Origin of the sequence: Methylomonas sp. (assembly GCF_023228165.1) — a bacterium.
Classification (GTDB): Bacteria; Pseudomonadota; Gammaproteobacteria; order Methylococcales; family Methylomonadaceae; genus Methylomonas.
In genome coordinates this window covers 1-15,366 of the sequence record NZ_JALOBS010000048.1, presented here as the reverse complement: position 1 = coordinate 15,366, position 15,366 = coordinate 1, and the positions used below count along the sequence as shown (strand labels likewise).

The window sequence follows — 15,366 nt, the reverse complement described above, 5'->3', positions numbered from 1 at the left end:
GGTTTTGTTTTACTGCTATGGAGCGACGCAAGCACTTCCATGATAAATCAGCTCTTCGACAGGTCGGCCGCCCACCAGATGCTCTTCGATAATGCGCTGCAAATTAGCCTCGTTAACGTTGTAATACCAGATGCCATCAGGTTGTACGCACATAATAGGTCCGGATTTGCAAGTGGCGAAACAGTGGGTGCGGGTACGCTTGACCCGCAGTTCGCCTTTGTCGATACCGGCTGCTTTGAACTTCTCCCCCAGGGTTTCAAACAAGACTTGTGCTTCGCCATTTTCGGTGCAGCGTGGGCCGGTACACACCAGCAAGTGGCGTTTGTAGTCGCCCATTTTGGGTTTTTCAGGCATGGGAGTGTTGTTATCGGTCATGGTGAATTGGTTCCAGAGCGGTTGAGGCGCTAAATTGCGCTTGGTCTTCGCGGTAATGCTGTAGAGCTGCGCTGTCGAAGCCTGTTTCGTCAGCAACTAACCATAAATTGAATAAGACGTCGCCTTGCTGATCGAGCACTTGAATGCCATGCGCTTTATTCTCTCGGCTGACAAACCAGATTTGCCGGGCCTTACGCCAGTCGATGTGTAAATGAAAGGCGTCGTTGACGATGCTCAGCCAGCCGTTTTTTTCCTGCAAATCAGTGCCGTTGATCAATAACTCCGCCACCGCGCCACCTTCGCTACGTACCACAGCGCGCAGTTTGCCCCAACTCTGGAATGCGGCTAGTAAACGATCATGACTATCCTGGGCTGCGCGTTGCGCGCAGAAAATGCCCGCCTGATCGTCAAGCGTGGCCTTGCCGACAGCATCGAGAATTTCCGCTAACGGTTGCGCGAAGTATTCCGCCGCCTGTTGTAAGGTCACCTTGGGCGTATCGCGCAAGTACTGGCGGACACAGCCTTTCCAGCCCTCCAAGCCCATGCTCAGCGAACGCCCGGCCTGTTCGCCATCCCGCGTCTCGCCCGTCATCGCATCGTATTTGTTGGCATAACCTCGCGGCGTCACCATCAACCCTGCACGGACAAAGGTGCTGCTGTTGCCGACCAAGACCGTGGTCAACATGCCAATGTCGCAATCAGCCATCTCCGCCAAATGGACAATCTGGATATGTTGCCGAGCGCGATAACCGGATTTGACGATGGCGACCGGCGTATCCGGACTACGATGACGCAGCAATATATTTTGCGCTTCAACGATATGCTGAGTGCGACGGCCGCTTTTCGGGTTGTACAAGGCCACCACGAAATCACCGCGCGCCGCGCTTTCCAGGCGGCGGGCGATCACCGGCCAAGGCGTCAGTAAGTCGGACAGCGAGATCGAGCAAAAATCATGCGTCAGCGGTGCCCCGACCAGCGAGGCGCAACTCGACAACGCGGTGCTACCGGGCACCACTTCCACTTGAATTGGATCGTCCGGTGTCCAGCCACTTTCCAACAGCAATTCGTAGGTTGGGCCGGCCATGCCGTAAACACCGATATCGCCGGACGACACCATGGCGACGATCTTGCCCTGCTTGGCATGTTCGTAGGCTTCGATACTACGATCCAGTTCTTCGGTCATACCTTTTTTGATGACTTCCTTGCCATCGAGCAAGTCTTGCACCAGTTTGATGTAGGTGCTGTAACCAATCACCACGTCCGCTTCCGCAATTGCTTGGCGAGCGCGAGCAGTCATGTGCTCATGCGCGCCGGGGCCGATGCCCACCAGTAAAATTTTTCCTGCTGTTGTCATTTGATTCTCGCTATCGAAACGGTGGCATTCTTGCCGTCCGCACCGCAATATTTATGTTTCTCGACCAGTAAATCCGACAACTCGGCATTGGCCGCTTTCAAAGCGGCCGCTTCAGCGACGGCCGGAGTACCCATGTATTTCATGACGACCTCGGATGGATTCGGTACCGGGATGGTGGCCAGTGTCTCAGCCGGGTAAAAATACAACGGCCAATCGTATATTTGGGCCAGTTGTAACAAGGCTGCTTCGTCGTTTTTTTTATCAATGCTGGCCAAGCCCACAACGGCGGTCTCGTCCAGTCCACATTGTTGCAAAGCCAAGGTCAGCGCCTGTTGCAAGGTGGTCAGACTGGCGTTACGGTCACAGCCGATGCCAACCATCACTTTCATTGTTCTAAAGGTGGCCGATACACCACCAGTCTTTCCTCAAACTGTTGCCAAATAGCGGGGCCGATCTCCCGATGAGTCACCCACAAAATCGAGTTGTATTTTTTGGTATCGACATCTTCAAAGCATTCGAACACATGAATATTGCTCGGCAGCGGCGTCGGTCGCATCCACCAGTTTTTCGCCCCCGCTTCCTGCACAAAAGCAATCGGCAATTGATTAACCACGTCCGCCGATACGCGGGTAATGTTGATTTTGGGTGCTTCCACTTGCCAGCCCAACTCACGGCCCAAAATATCGACAGGAATGGTTTTGCCCACATCCGATGCGGTGGTCAGCACCGGCGTGGCGCCCAGCAATGCCGCGACCTTTTCCGCATAAGCATTGGCGCCGCCGACATGACCGGACAGTACCGGGATTACAAATTCGGCAGCATCGTCGATCACCAATACACCGGGGTCTTCATCTTTAGATTTAAGATGCGGCGCAATCAGCCGTACCACCGCGCCCAGTGACACCAAAAAAATCAGCTGATCGTAAGCCGCGAACAGCTCGCCGATTTGTGCGCTCAATGCCCCCTGATACACGCGGCGGCGGTTAGTAAAATCACCCAAATGCTCGGCTTGTTTCTCCGACACCACCACCTCCGCGTCGGGGAGTTGTGGTGCTAGCCGAGAGGCAATACCGGCGCCATGTTTGGTAATCGCCACCAGGGCGACACGTACTTCAGTCATCGGAAATGTCCTTTTTTTTGCGACAGCCGCGTTGTATTTCTGAACGCTGACGGCCTGGATTTTTGATAATCAGTAAAGATAAGTAATTGACCTTTTGCCCATACAGGCTGGCGAGGTCATGCACCATGCGCTCTTCGGGAGAACCGGCTTTTTCGATAAACCAGCCTTGGTCGAGCAAGTCACGACGACGCAGCAAATCGATGACATCGTCCAGCAAGGGTTTGACCTTGAGCAACACCAAGGTATCGAAATCTTCGAGCAGGCGTTCAATTTGATCAATGCCATATCCGGCGGGGATAATGGCGATAGTATCGTCAACATCGGCCAAGGGTTCACCCGCCCGCGCGGCGGCGGCATGAAACGACGACACCCCCGGCACTACTTCCACGGCGACTTCCGCTTGCAAGGCGCGGACGCTACGTTGCAAATGACCGAAGGTGGAATAGGTCGAGGCGTCGCCTTCCACCAAAAACAGCACATCCTTGCCGCTCTGCAATATCGCCAATACGGTTTGTGCCGCTTCCAGCCAGTAACGAGCCAGAATCTCGGCATCGTGAGTCATCGGAAAATGCAGCGCAGTATGTTCTTGTGGCAGCTCAAGACCGGCGCGCAAGGCGATGTCCAGCGCATAACTGTCGCTGTTTTTCTTGCGCACCGGATAAGTCCAATGGCCATTGCCTGCGAGTAATTCCCAGGCGCGGCGGGTAATCAGGCCAGGGTCGCCGGGGCCGAGCGAGACGCCGTAGAGCGTGCCGAGTTTAGTGTTCATCGTGACCGCTTGATATGGGTTGTAAAGAATGGCTGGCCGACACGATCCAGACCGGGTTTTCGGCCTGTAAGCGATGCATGTGCAAAATCGGGCTACTGCGCGAGGCTTGAATCTGACAGACGTCCCAGTCTGCGCCGAGTTGTTTCAGGGTGTCGACGGCGGTTGATAAATTTTCCAGTGTGACGAAGTTCATCACCAGCCAACCCGCCGGGCGCAAACGCCCTAAACATAAGGCGATCAGTTCCACCAATTCCCCGCCGGAACCACCGATGAATACCGCATCTGGATCGGGCCAGGTGTCGAGAAATTGCGGCGCCTTGCCTTGCACGACGCTGTAATTGCTGATACCCCAGGCAGCCTGATTCTGTTCGACATTGGCAATATCCTCGGCGTTTTTTTCGATGGCAAATACATGACCCTCCGGACACAGCCGCGCCGCCTCCAGTCCGACCGAACCTGAGCCGGCGCCGATGTCCCAGACAATGCTGCGGCGCGTCAATTGCATCCTCGCCAACGATACCGCGCGCACTTCGCGTTTGGTGATCAGGCCTTTTTCCGGCTTGCGCTGCTGAAACCGGTCGTCGCTGACGCCAAACAGTACCGGTGCGGGCACAGCGGTTTTACGTTTCAGAATAACGACGTTGGGATCGAGATAACTGCTTTGAGCCACCTCAACGATGTTCAGCCAGGCGCTGACCCGCTGTTCCGGTTGTTTTAGGGCTTCGGCAATCGCCATCTCGAACGCATCGGCCATGCCTTCGATTTGCAATAAACGGGCGATGCGCGCCGGCGTGTTGTCCGGGCTGGTCAAAATTGCCAGTAAATCGTGTTGGCGACAGCGCTGAGCCAATTCGTACAAGCCGTGATTGGGCGTAGCCCCACGTATCCATTCGCCGACATCCTTGCTGTGCACGGAAACGATGTCAGCGGTTTGCCAAGACAATTTCAACGCGGCAAAAGCTAATTGTAGGGTGCTCAGATTGGGCAGAATGCGCACGCGCGTTGGCTCCAGCTTGCCAGCCAAAAACCCGGCGATACCGTGACACAAGGGATCGCCGGTCGCCAGTACGGCTACGGCTTCATTTTGTGCCAATGCGGCATTGATCCAGTCCGGCACTTGTTTGAGTTGCCCGGTTAAGTTGTACTGTTGGGCCTGTGCAATATCGTCAGACATGATTTCCAGCAGACGGCTACCGGCGATGACATGTTTGGCTTCGCGTAATACCTGCAAGGCCTCCTGACTCAGGCTGGCGGCGCCGTTATCGAGTACGCCGATAAAACTGCACATCGCTTGCATGATCAATTCCTTCCGGCTTCGGCCAGTTTGTTGCCATCGAAATCGCACACCAACACACTGATGTGAAAACGGCCGGGATAACGACTTTCCAGCGTGGCGATCACCCGCCTGGCCAGTTCGACGTGAAATGCGTGTTCAAGCCCCAGTTCAGCCATGCATTCGGATGCGTAACGGGCTGTTTCCTGCGCGGCGATGGCGTCACACACATCAGCCGGTGCGCCGATGCTGCGGGCAATGTCGGCCACCAGTTCTACATCGACCGGTGCGCGACCGGCGTGCGTAATGGTTTCACCTTGGGCCATTTTGGTCAGCTTGCCGACCATGCCACCGATGATGATGTTTTGAATGCCGCAACGGTCGGCGGCGTCCAGCGCCGGGGTCAGAAAGTCACCCATTTGCACGAAACAGCTTTCATCCAGCTCGGGCAATTCGCGCATCACGAATTTCTCGGTGCGGCCACCGGTGGTCAGTACCACGCTAGCCTGCCCCTGATTGGCCGCCACTTCCACACCTTGCACCACGCTAGCCCGAAATGCCGCCGTGGAATACGGATGGACAATGCCGGTGGTACCTAAAATGGAAATGCCGCCGATAATACCCAAACGATAGTTCAGGGTTTTTTTTGCCATCTCTTCGCCACCCGGCACGGAGATTGTGACTTGCAAGCCTCTGGTTTTTAGGGCTTCGGCGGCGATCAAGCGGATGTTATCTTCGATGTTTTTACGCGGAACCGGATTGATAGCCGGGCCGCCAACGGCAAGCCCTAAACCAGGGCGAGTGATTTGGCCGATACCTGTGCCGCCTTGTAATACTATAGTGTCCGGTAGTTCTATCCAAATGACATCCGCTGTCAGTCGGGCGTGATTGGTGCAGTCCGGATCATCGCCGGCGTCTTTTTCTATCACCGCCCGGGCGGTGCCGTTTTGTACGATGCCGTCCAAAACCTTAAACACCACGTTTTGGCCGTTGGGCAACAAGCAGTCGATGCTGTTCGGCACTACACCGTCCAGCAAGCCGCGAACAGCCGCCCGCACGGCCGCCGCCGAACAGGCGCCAGTGGTGTAGCCTTTGCGGGTGCCTTTGGGTTTGCGATCAGGAATATTCATGGCATCTAACTGAGACGATAACCTTCATCGTAGTTTCCGGCTTGAAGATGGGAATAGCACATATTAATCGTTACCCCAAACAGGAGAGCTTGGACCAGAGTAAGGCTCTAAATTTAGACAATACTTCACGGCAAGCCCTCCTGAATTTGGAAATACAAGATGTTTTATTGAATGCACGGTATAACGCTTCGGCTTTTCTATCGAATAGAGAATGCCGACATCATCCAGCCGCTCCCAACCGACATCGTCAAAACGATCTCCAATATTCACAGCCATAAATGGCGTTTGGGACTCAAGACGAACGATGGGCTTATGTTCTCCAGATGTGTCGCACAATTCAAGTATGTATTTCGTAGTCATATCTCACTTAATGCTGGAAGGCTGGAATACTGCATTCAACCATTTTTTGTCTGCTCTCTGCCAAACTCAACAACGCATGTATCGCCGCCACCACCAGCGTCGAGCCCCCTTTACGACCACGGCTAATAATCCAGGGCACACCGGCTAATTCGGCGAGTAAATCCTTGGATTCCGCTGCCGAGACAAAGCCGACCGGCATGCCGACGATTAGCGCCGGTTTGATGCCGTCTTCTTTAATCATCCGCAATACGTCCAACAACGCGGTCGGTGCATTGCCGACCGCGACGATGCCGCCATCGATTAAACCCAGGCGGTGCGCTTTACGCATGGCTTGCACCGCGCGGGTGCTGTTGACTTGTTTGGCAGCGGCTATGACATCGGCATCGGCGATGAACTGGCGGGCACTAATACCAAAGTGCGCCAGACGCGGCTGGGATAAGCCGACGCAAATCATTTCCACGTCGGCGACTATCGGCGCACCGTTTAAAATCGCTTGAATTCCACCTTCAATGGCCTGAGCGGAAAACTCGGTCAGGCCGTTGAATTCAAAATCCGCGGTGGCATGGATCATCCTGCGCACCACTTGCCATTGCCCATCTGAATAAGGGTGCTCGCCCACTTCGCGGTCGACGATGGCAAAAGAATCGTGCTCGATCTGTTGTCCGGCCTGGGTGAGTTGTTCGGTTTGAATGTTTTGGCTCATAGCGGATCAATGATGGTGGTGATGATGTTCGGCTTGCTCGCGGTATTGGCAGCCGTCGCATTCCAGCATTTTCGGCGCGACCGGGTCGCTAGCTTCGCTAACCCGTTGATCGAGCAATTTAAAAATCGCCGGATCAAAACCAAAATAACTGCCGGCACCGAACGCAATCTGCGGATATTGGCTTTGCAAGCGTTCAAGCTGTTTGCCGATGCGCTCGATCAGCAAGCCAGTGAACAGATAATAAGGCAATATCGCAATCTGCGTCATGCCCAGTCGCACTTGACGTTGCACGGCGGTTTCCAGGCGCGGATGGGTAATGCCGGTAAAGGCGATGTCGACTAGTTCATGCTCGGTAGTTTCAAACAGCCAACGGGCTAATTTTGCCAATTCACCGTTGGCGACTTTGTCCGATGAACCACGTCCCAAAATGATCACGCCGGTGGTTTTTGGGTCCGGCATGGCCAGGGTTTTCAGCGCGCTTTTCAGTTGATTTTGCAGCACGGCCAGCAGAGTTTCATTGCTGCCCAGATGCGGGGCGTAGATGAATTCGACGCTTGGAAATTTTTCGCGGGCTTCCTCGATATGTTCGGGAATCTCCATTTTCACATGCCCGGCGGCACTGATGATCAGCGGAACCACAATCACGCGGCTGGAGCCTTGCGCGGCGCGTTGAAGACCTTCAGGCAACAGTACATCGGCCAATTCGATATAGCACAAATCAATGCGCCAGTCGGGGTGTTGCGCCTGCCATTGCTGCTGGAAGGTTTGAATTTCTTGATTGCCTGCCTGATTGCGCGAACCGTGGCCGACCAAGAGAACGGTGGTTGTCATGCTTATTCCTTAGACTGAGGCCGCTCGGCACGGCGAAAACGATGGGTAAAACCGGCATCATAAAGTTTGGATTTTTTTAACTCGGGCCAATGCCGCGCCCCCAAGGTGGGGCTGATCACGATCATGGCCTGACTGTTGATTTTGGCGACCCGGCAGCGTTCGCGAATATCGACCAGGGTGCCGCGGATAATCTGTTGTTCGTTCGGCCAGCTGGCTTTGTGGACCACCAAAACCGGGGCATCATCCGCCCAACCGGCGGCTTTTAATTCACGTTCGATCGTGGGCAACAAGGTAATCGATAAAAACAGACACAGGGTGGTGTGATGGCTGGCCAATTCTTGCAAGGATTCACCGTCCGGCATCGGCGTGCGGCCTTCGACGCGGGTTAAAATCACGGTTTGCGTGACTTCCGGCAAGGTCAGGCTTTCCACTGCGCAAGCCATCGCGGCAAACGCCGACGAGACGCCCGGCACCACTTCGACGGCGATATTGGCCGCATCCAGCGGTTGCACCATTTCAATCAACGCGCCATACAACCCAGGGTCGCCGGTTTGCAGGCGAATCACAGTTTTGCCCGGACCGGCTTGGGCGATCAGCCAGTCGGTAATCTGCTCCAGGGTCATGTCTTTGGAATCTTTGATCTCGCAAGTGCTGGGTGCCCATTGCGTTGCGGCGGCCTGTACTAACGAGCCTGCGAACAAAATGGCGTCAGCTTTGCCGATTAAGTCACGGCCTTTGACGGTGATTAAATCCGGATCGCCGGGGCCTGCGCCGACAAACCAGACCTTCGGCTGAATAGAGTGAGCGCTCATAGAAAAAATCCAGCTGTGACCCGCGGGTTGAACGGAAAATAGGTGTGTAGATAAGACGCCTGCAATGAACCCACCCGGTAAAAGTGTTCGCTACGGCTGCGATTACGTTGTGGCTTGGATTCAGTGAACGGCTGCAGTGTGGTTGCCAGTTGCGAATGATGAAAGCTGTGGCCGCGAATTTCGCCTTGTTCCAACTGCAAGCTGTGCATGCCCAGATTCACCAGTCGTTTTTGCATTTGTGCACTGCCGGGTAGTAATCCGGCCATCGCTGCAGAATGGCCGTCTTTATCGGTCAAACTCTCCAGCAAATATAAAAAGCCGCCGCATTCGGCGTAAATCGGTTTACCGGCTCGATAATGTGCATGCAAGGCTTGTTTCATGGCGACATTGTCTGCCAATGTTTGCAGATGCAATTCAGGGTAGCCGCCGGGCAGGTAGATGCTGTCGGCCTCGGGCAAGACCGGATCGGCCAGTGGCGAAAAAAACCTCAGCTCAGCGCCCATGGCTTGCGAACAGTCCAGATTGGCTTGATAGATAAACGAAAAGGCGGCGTCACGGGCTATGGCAATCCGTTTACCGGCCAGCAATTGTGACGGCGTTGTGGCGGTGATCGGCGCGAATGCGACGGGCTCCGGCAATCGGCATGGCGCAAGGCTACTGAGTAATTCGGCTGCGCGCGTCAAACGAAGATCGAGGTCGCCGATTTCATTGGCCTGCAATAAACCTAAGTGCCGCGACGGCAAGCCGACCGCGTCGTCTTTCGCCATCGCCGCCAGCAAAGGCATGTTTTCGGGCAAGGCTTCTGCCAGCAGTTTGGCATGACCAAGGCTACCGACTTTATTGGCGATGACGCCAGCAAACGGCAAGTTAGCCCGGTAATGGGCCAATCCATACCCCACGGCTGCAAAGGTTTGCGCCATGCCGCCAGTATCGATGACCACGGCGACCGGCACATCCAGTGTTTCTGCTAAATCGGCGCTGCTGCTGTCGCCATCGAACAGCCCCATCACACCTTCAATCAAGATGATGTCCGCATCGGCGGCTGCGTGATACAGCATCTCGCGGCAATGCGCTTCGCCCATCATCCATAAATCCAGCTGATAGACCGGCTGTCCGCAAGCAAAGCTCAAGATTTGCGGATCGATAAAATCCGGGCCGGTTTTGAACACGCGCACCTTGCGATGTTGCTGGCGATGGTAATAGGCCAAAGCCGCGGTAATGGTGGTTTTGCCTTGCCCTGAGGCGGGGGCGCTAATCAACATCGCCGGGCAATGTCGAATTGTAGTGGCAGTCATCATTAAAACGTCACTTTGCGCAGCAATTGGCCCGATATGGCGCCCAAGGTCAGCCAGAAAATGGCGTTGTTGATGGACGTTAGTACGACAAAATGCTGTTGTAATGCTTCAGGGGCTAAGGCGTGGGCAATTTCAGGATGCGGTGCGCCGATCAGATGCGGTAAGGCCAGTAAGCTAGCACCACCGATTTGCAGCCAGCGTTGTTTGGTCAAAAACAGGCCAAACAAACCCATGGCGGTAGCGGCGGTCGTAAAAAGCCACCACGCTTGGCGACTGTGCAATTCGGCGCTGTCGGTACCGGGCAATTCCGGGGGCAATCCCAACGAAGGCGCGACAAAAAACACCAGAAAACCTGCCAAACCCCAGCCGAGTCCATACAGATAACCGCGTTGATCCCGCCAGTACATCGAAGCACTGATTAACAAGGCAAAACCAAAGCCGGTCAGGCCATTGAATAGCAGGGTAAAACCATTACGTTGCCAGCCATCCATTGGCTGCCAGTCATGCACATGTTCTTCAGTCGATGGCGTTTCGAACTGTTCGGCGGCCAAAATCAACGGCAGGGTTTGATAGTGTTGCAGCAGGCTGAGTAACAAGCCGCCCAATAATCCCGCCAGTAGCGAGACGGCGACCAGCTTACGAAAATCAGCCATGTTAATGGCAAGGAAAGGCAGCGCTGTGCCGTCCGTCGTGGGCGGCATTATGTAGGTAATTGTTGGCATCCTGCAAAAAGCCCAAACCTAAAATGACGGTTAGACCCAATACGATGGCACTGAAGCCGGGCAGGAATTTTGAAGTTGATATAGCGGTGGATGCAGCGATTGTTTTCATGGTTAACGTTCCCGGATCTGATAAACGGAATAACAGCACGGGATGACAAACCAAAAAAACCGATTTGACAGATCGCCCTCCGCAATGCTGTTGACTACAGTTTTAGGCCTGTCTCCGGGCTCGTGACAAATCACCTACCGTTGCGGGGGCAGCGTCGGCATTTAACCGACTTCCAGTTTCACCCGCTATGGCGGGAACCTTAAAACAAGCGGCAATTGTATGCCGCAGCTAGTAATTGGGCAAATGAAATGTATTGAAGATGGGGGAGCAGGCTTGCAGTCCTAATAGCCCCAAGACTCTACCCTCACTCAGCAAACACACTGCAATGCGGGTAAAAAATGACTAAATTGAGAATAAACCAGCTTCGGTGATTGCTGGATAAACCGGTGAATGAACATCAATGATTAATTGGTGCATTAAATCTCAAGTCTACTATATGTCTTCTTCTCTTTATATAGCGGACCTTCTGCACGAGGATTTCTCTGCTTCATGAGCGTCCCCTTGGGGTCGATTGCGACAATTCATCTCGTCCAAAAGCCGTCATTCACTACTGGTACAAAAATTTTGCGGTTCCGGTTTACACGCCTTCCAGACTGATTTGCTTGAAGGAACATGTTGAAACTGCGATCATCAACGCCTATTTTTTACATCCCACCTTTTGAGGAAACCATGTATAAATCCGAACTTATTGACGCCATTGCCAGTCATGCGAATCTCAGTAAAGCCGATGCCGGGCGAGGCCTGGATGGTATCCTCAGTGCCATTCAAAACGCTTTGAAAAACGGCGATTCAGTATCGTTAGTAGGGTTTGGCGCTTTTGAAGTCAAGGACCGTGCCGAGCGTCAGGGTCGCAACCCGCAAACCGGCGCTGAACTGACCATTGCTGCGGCAAAACTACCGGGCTTTAAAGCTGGGAAGGCTCTAAAAGACGCCGTTAACGGTTAAATCCTCTTGAAGGTAGAGGGCGTTGAGTGGCTCGAAGTCCTCTTGAAACTGCGCTATGATTCGACGATTAACTCACTGTCGAGCCTTCGACATTTCAGATGACAAAATCGGAATTGATGAGTGCGCTGGCCGCCAAGCAAGCGCACCTGCTGCAAAAAGACGTCGAGCTCGCTGTCAACACTATCAGGGGTAAAACAAGCAGTCGTGTCACCAGCCGCCATTTTGATTACGGTAAGTCAAGCCGGGTGTTCATATCAAGGTCAAATCGCCCATAGGGGTTAATATGCTCCCAAATCAGTGGAGTTAACGCGGCGTAGTCTCGTGTTGTCATCTTGCCCTGCCAGTGTGGCTGCGCTAACACCTTTTGGATCATCAACGTGTTGATGTAAACCATGCAGTTTTGAATGAGATGCAGAGCTAGCATGCTAATCTCGTGGTCTTCCCTTCGATTGCTCGACATTTCACCGCGACGAGCAAAAAACACAAAATCAGTTGCACCATTCCATTGTTCAACCACATTCAGGCCTTCATGGATTTCTCGGCGTAAAGATTCGTCATGCAAGTAGCGGCAAAGAAATATAGTCTTAATCGCCCTACCGAGTTCTGCAAATGCTTTGTAAGTCGGATGCTGAACGTTCTTTCGAGTAAAACGCCTTAAGATGGCTTCGGTTTCCGCTGTACGAAGGCGTAGAGCCGTTGTGTATTTAACCATTTGATCGTATTGCTGCCGCACGCAATCCCAATCAATAGGTTTCGTTAAAATTTCTTGCAGATTAGGATAGGCATCAGCCATGCCGACATCTGGCCGACTTAGTTTTTGTGCGTGAATGGCTTTCAGTCTGGGTAATAACTGGAACCCCAATAATCGGCAGAAGGCAAACGCAACCGTGCTTTGTCCGTGGGAATCGACATATTGACGGTCAACTTCCATCTCGGTGCAATGATGGATAACGCCTTCGATCATTGATGCCACTTCCGAAGAGGACGGCGATTTGAGTTGCGAATGGATGCACAATGAATTACGTTCGACATGCCAGTAAATCATGATGCCTCGTCCACCGTAGCGAACATGCCATTGTGTAGTCAGGTTTTGATCCCATGCGCCGAAATGCTTGGAATCGGATGCACAGGCGGTGGTACCGCTACCCCATATAGCCGGATTACGCGCATGTAACGTACCATCGGCGACAATGGCAATTGCGCGCCGCGTAGCGTCAACGCCAATGTAACGGCGACGTACATAAGCCAAGTCTCTTGCCGTTGTACCGGAATCGAGTCCGGCCATGCGTTGTAGACCCGCATTGGTGCCAAGACCGTGCAAACATAATAATAAGCGTGGTTGCAACACCGAGCGATCCATCGTTTCATAAGAGGTTGGCGTTTTCAATACATCTGTAAAACCCAGCCGCAGATCGGTTTCCTTAACCACATCAAGCAAACTTGTCATAGGCCACAAGGCATTCAGTTCAGCTTTGAGCGTTGCCAGATTTGGCGGTTCGGGCTGCGCGTCCAGCGGGGTTAATATTATCCAGCCGTTGTTCTTGCTGCTTAATCGGACGAAGGGGTTATTTTTCAGGCCAGTGTCGAAGGCGTTTAATGCTTCGCGCATTTCGGCCTGCAAGTTGGCGATGAACTGCTCCGCGTCGAGCGGCAGATTTAACGCCTGATAGTAGTTTTCACGGTTCGCATTAAAATCTGTGGGTAGGTCTTCATCGGGGTTGCGGTAACGGTTTGCGCCGACTACCCAAATTTCCTTACAGCGCAGTCGTTCGCGTAACGCTTCCAGCGCCGCAATTTCATAAGTGATGCGATTAATGCGATCCCGTCCGGCTGCGTCCTTATCCATCACGGCTTCACGCCATAATCCGCGCACAACGCCATCGAGCGGCACATTTTCATCCACCGGAAAGGTATGAGCTTTGGTGTCCGCAAAATGTTTTACCAATTCAAGCGCGTCCATCACCGGACGGTGAAGGTCATTGTTACACCGAAATTCCAGCGCGGCCAGCAAAGTAGGCACCATGCGGCGATAGTGTCCCTTGTACGAATTACGGATCACGGTTCGGAGTGTGATTCGGTAAGTTGGTCCGGTCGCTTTCCACTCTTTTACCAAATCACGCAACGTCTGTTCTCCGACCACGGGAAATACTACGTCACGCACGACACCATCTGGCTGGGCCAACGTGGCGTCAGCCAGTTCGAACAATAGGTTTTGTTTGCCGGAAACACGCTTAAGGTCCTCCAACAATTCCCGTTCGACTTTGCGCTCAGCGCGTGCGCCGATCTGGTGGATAGTTTCGATCAGCAAGTCCACAAGATCATCGGTCAAACTGCGGGCACGCAAGTAAACGAATGCGGCCAACCAAGTAATGCGTACGGCATCGGGATGCCTACGCAGGTCGCGGGGCACTTCGACAGAAACGCGCTTGCGGCAACGCTCCAAATCAAGCGGTGAAACCTTATCAAATAAATCAGCTGGCAATCCGATTTTCCGGATGAGCGCTAATTTCGCTAGTTCATCCTGCATGCTGGCAAGGCTGGGGCGGCCAGGATTGCTACGCAGCATTAGTAACAGGGCTGCCGCGCTGCCGGTAATGTCATCTTGCTCACTATTCTCGCTACCGAATTTCTCAGACCGTAACAAGGCATCCAAATTCTTGCGGTGTTCGGGCGAAAGACGTTCATAGACATAATTGTGGAACAGGTCTTCATGCGCCCGCAAGGAACTACGTGCAATACGATCCATTCGATCAGGTGTAGGCGGTTCAATCGAGAGCTCTTTGCAACGCGCTTCCAATCGTGCGACCATCGAGTCGATATCGCCGCCGACTTCACCGGCAACATGATCACGCAGCCAAGTTGTCAGCATTTCCGCATCGGCAACCGTGACTTCCCGGAAACCGAAACGGGCTCGAATTTCAGCGCGTAGCCTCTCGGCAGTTCGACCAGTAAGAATGGCTTCGCCATCTATTGGCACCGGCACTTCCAGTTGCTGACTGAGTAAGGCTATGCCTTGAGTTTCGATTTCGGATTCATCGCGCGGGAACTTGCCGCGTTCGCGGAAGAAAGTCAGCAGAATAGCAAAGCCTAACCGGTTTGCTCGGCTTTTGGACATGACCAGCGAGCGTTCGGCGGGTGTTAGTACCCATTGATCTTTCTCGCCACTATTGTCCATCGCGCCGTTATGGATTTGGATTTGAAGCAGGCCAGCCGATGCGAGCCAACGTTTCGATCAGTGTGGTTCGCTTGACGCCAAAGTTACGGCAGACCGCAGCTTTAGACATGCCGCTATTTAATGCGGCAATAATCGCTTCTAATTTTTCACCCGTAATGGCGGGCGGGCGTCCGCCGATTCGTCCGCGTTTTCTGGCAGCAGTCAGACCCGCTAAAACGCGTTCTTTAATCAAAGCCCGTTCATATTGGGCAAGAGCGCCAAAGACGTGGAACAACAGTTCGCCTGATGGCGTAGTGGTATCCATGCCCTCAGTGAGTGAACGGAATGCAACCTGTTTTTCTTTAAGCGTGTTGATAATTGAAAGCAGGTGGGACAAAGAGCGGCCCAGCCTAT

Annotated in this window: 17 protein-coding genes and 1 riboswitch; of the genes, 1 reads left to right on the top strand and 16 read right to left on the bottom strand. The window is 53.5% G+C overall.

Translation table 11 applies throughout. From position 1 onward, the window contains the following. Window positions 1–15: 15 nt before the first annotated feature. The 14 genes from M0R33_RS22550 to M0R33_RS22485 all read right to left on the bottom strand — a co-directional run bounded on the left by M0R33_RS22550 (window position 16) and on the right by M0R33_RS22485 (window position 10,853). A complete protein-coding gene (locus M0R33_RS22550) occupies window positions 16–375 on the bottom strand; it encodes an NAD(P)H-dependent oxidoreductase subunit E (RefSeq protein ID WP_292574224.1) in 360 nt (119 codons plus the stop codon). Next, window positions 365–1,729 (bottom strand): precorrin-3B C(17)-methyltransferase, encoded by a 1,365-nt coding sequence (gene cobJ / locus M0R33_RS22545; RefSeq protein ID WP_292574223.1) that lies wholly within the window; start codon window positions 1,727–1,729, stop codon window positions 365–367. Before cobJ ends, M0R33_RS22550 begins: the two co-directional genes overlap by 11 nt. Beyond that, window positions 1,726–2,118, bottom strand: coding sequence for a cobalamin biosynthesis protein (locus tag M0R33_RS22540; RefSeq protein WP_292574222.1), 393 nt, complete (start codon window positions 2,116–2,118; stop codon window positions 1,726–1,728). Before M0R33_RS22540 ends, cobJ begins: the two co-directional genes overlap by 4 nt. Next, window positions 2,115–2,849 (bottom strand): cobalamin biosynthesis central domain-containing protein, encoded by a 735-nt coding sequence (locus tag M0R33_RS22535; RefSeq protein WP_292574221.1) that lies wholly within the window; start codon window positions 2,847–2,849, stop codon window positions 2,115–2,117. The genes M0R33_RS22540 and M0R33_RS22535 overlap by 4 nt, the downstream gene beginning before the upstream one ends. Then, entirely contained in the window at window positions 2,842–3,618 is a 777-nt protein-coding gene (gene cobI, locus M0R33_RS22530; RefSeq protein ID WP_292574220.1) for a precorrin-2 C(20)-methyltransferase, read from the bottom strand. Before cobI ends, M0R33_RS22535 begins: the two co-directional genes overlap by 8 nt. Further along, complete coding sequence (gene cbiE, locus M0R33_RS22525; protein ID WP_292574219.1) at window positions 3,608–4,915, bottom strand: precorrin-6y C5,15-methyltransferase (decarboxylating) subunit CbiE; 1,308 nt, start codon at window positions 4,913–4,915, stop codon at window positions 3,608–3,610. Before cbiE ends, cobI begins: the two co-directional genes overlap by 11 nt. A 2-nt stretch (window positions 4,916–4,917) precedes the next feature. Continuing rightward, window positions 4,918–6,021, bottom strand: a complete 1,104-nt coding sequence (locus tag M0R33_RS22520; RefSeq protein WP_292574218.1) for a cobalt-precorrin-5B (C(1))-methyltransferase — start codon at window positions 6,019–6,021, stop codon at window positions 4,918–4,920. Between the two features lie 63 nt (window positions 6,022–6,084). Then, a complete protein-coding gene (locus tag M0R33_RS22515; protein ID WP_292574217.1) occupies window positions 6,085–6,381 on the bottom strand; it encodes a hypothetical protein in 297 nt (98 codons plus the stop codon). A 7-nt stretch (window positions 6,382–6,388) separates the two neighbouring features. After that, window positions 6,389–7,084 (bottom strand): precorrin-8X methylmutase, encoded by a 696-nt coding sequence (locus M0R33_RS22510; RefSeq protein WP_292574216.1) that lies wholly within the window; start codon window positions 7,082–7,084, stop codon window positions 6,389–6,391. Window positions 7,085–7,090: 6 nt separating this feature from the next. Next, window positions 7,091–7,915 carry a sirohydrochlorin chelatase gene (locus M0R33_RS22505; protein WP_292574215.1) on the bottom strand — a complete coding sequence of 275 codons (825 nt, stop codon included), beginning with the start codon at window positions 7,913–7,915 and terminating at the stop codon, window positions 7,091–7,093. Between the two features lie 2 nt (window positions 7,916–7,917). Next, on the bottom strand, window positions 7,918–8,727 hold the full coding sequence (gene cobM / locus M0R33_RS22500) for a precorrin-4 C(11)-methyltransferase (protein WP_292574214.1): 810 nt from the start codon (window positions 8,725–8,727) through the stop codon (window positions 7,918–7,920). Next, window positions 8,724–10,022: a cobyrinate a,c-diamide synthase gene (locus M0R33_RS22495; protein ID WP_292574213.1), complete on the bottom strand. Its 1,299-nt coding sequence runs from the start codon at window positions 10,020–10,022 to the stop codon at window positions 8,724–8,726. The genes cobM and M0R33_RS22495 overlap by 4 nt, the downstream gene beginning before the upstream one ends. A gap of 2 nt (window positions 10,023–10,024) precedes the next feature. Then, window positions 10,025–10,675 (bottom strand): CbtA family protein, encoded by a 651-nt coding sequence (locus M0R33_RS22490; protein ID WP_292574212.1) that lies wholly within the window; start codon window positions 10,673–10,675, stop codon window positions 10,025–10,027. A gap of 1 nt (window position 10,676) precedes the next feature. Then, the gene (locus M0R33_RS22485) at window positions 10,677–10,853 is read right to left on the bottom strand and encodes a CbtB domain-containing protein (protein ID WP_292574211.1); all 177 of its coding nucleotides are present in this window, start codon (window positions 10,851–10,853) and stop codon (window positions 10,677–10,679) included. An 87-nt stretch (window positions 10,854–10,940) separates the two neighbouring features. Next, window positions 10,941–11,070: riboswitch (cobalamin riboswitch) on the bottom strand. 452 nt (window positions 11,071–11,522) lie between these two features. Between M0R33_RS22485 and M0R33_RS22480 the strand changes: the two genes are divergently transcribed. After that, window positions 11,523–11,798 carry an HU family DNA-binding protein gene (locus tag M0R33_RS22480; protein ID WP_292574210.1) on the top strand — a complete coding sequence of 92 codons (276 nt, stop codon included), beginning with the start codon at window positions 11,523–11,525 and terminating at the stop codon, window positions 11,796–11,798. Between the two features lie 226 nt (window positions 11,799–12,024). On the opposite strand, the gene M0R33_RS22475 is transcribed toward M0R33_RS22480, so the two are convergent. Both M0R33_RS22475 and M0R33_RS22470 read right to left on the bottom strand, forming a co-directional pair. Further along, a complete protein-coding gene (locus M0R33_RS22475; protein WP_292574209.1) occupies window positions 12,025–14,973 on the bottom strand; it encodes a Tn3 family transposase in 2,949 nt (982 codons plus the stop codon). A gap of 7 nt (window positions 14,974–14,980) precedes the next feature. Then, the coding region (locus M0R33_RS22470) for a recombinase family protein (RefSeq protein ID WP_292574208.1) at window positions 14,981–15,366 on the bottom strand (386 nt) is incomplete at its 5' end.

Bases quoted from the DNA above. Each gene is read 5' to 3' on its own strand.
- M0R33_RS22550 (WP_292574224.1), bottom strand. From the start codon at position 375: ATGACCGATAACAACACTCCCATGCCTGAAAAACCCAAAATGGGCGAC.
- cobJ (WP_292574223.1), bottom strand. From the start codon at position 1,729: ATGACAACAGCAGGAAAAATTTTACTGGTGGGCATCGGCCCCGGCGCG.
- M0R33_RS22540 (WP_292574222.1), bottom strand. From the start codon at position 2,118: ATGAAAGTGATGGTTGGCATCGGCTGTGACCGTAACGCCAGTCTGACC.
- M0R33_RS22535 (WP_292574221.1), bottom strand. From the start codon at position 2,849: ATGACTGAAGTACGTGTCGCCCTGGTGGCGATTACCAAACATGGCGCC.
- cobI (WP_292574220.1), bottom strand. From the start codon at position 3,618: ATGAACACTAAACTCGGCACGCTCTACGGCGTCTCGCTCGGCCCCGGC.
- cbiE (WP_292574219.1), bottom strand. From the start codon at position 4,915: ATGCAAGCGATGTGCAGTTTTATCGGCGTACTCGATAACGGCGCCGCC.
- M0R33_RS22520 (WP_292574218.1), bottom strand. From the start codon at position 6,021: ATGAATATTCCTGATCGCAAACCCAAAGGCACCCGCAAAGGCTACACC.
- M0R33_RS22515 (WP_292574217.1), bottom strand. From the start codon at position 6,381: ATGACTACGAAATACATACTTGAATTGTGCGACACATCTGGAGAACAT.
- M0R33_RS22510 (WP_292574216.1), bottom strand. From the start codon at position 7,084: ATGAGCCAAAACATTCAAACCGAACAACTCACCCAGGCCGGACAACAG.
- M0R33_RS22505 (WP_292574215.1), bottom strand. From the start codon at position 7,915: ATGACAACCACCGTTCTCTTGGTCGGCCACGGTTCGCGCAATCAGGCA.
- cobM (WP_292574214.1), bottom strand. From the start codon at position 8,727: ATGAGCGCTCACTCTATTCAGCCGAAGGTCTGGTTTGTCGGCGCAGGC.
- M0R33_RS22495 (WP_292574213.1), bottom strand. From the start codon at position 10,022: ATGACTGCCACTACAATTCGACATTGCCCGGCGATGTTGATTAGCGCC.
- M0R33_RS22490 (WP_292574212.1), bottom strand. From the start codon at position 10,675: ATGGCTGATTTTCGTAAGCTGGTCGCCGTCTCGCTACTGGCGGGATTA.
- M0R33_RS22485 (WP_292574211.1), bottom strand. From the start codon at position 10,853: ATGAAAACAATCGCTGCATCCACCGCTATATCAACTTCAAAATTCCTG.
- M0R33_RS22480 (WP_292574210.1), top strand. From the start codon at position 11,523: ATGTATAAATCCGAACTTATTGACGCCATTGCCAGTCATGCGAATCTC.
- M0R33_RS22475 (WP_292574209.1), bottom strand. From the start codon at position 14,973: ATGGACAATAGTGGCGAGAAAGATCAATGGGTACTAACACCCGCCGAA.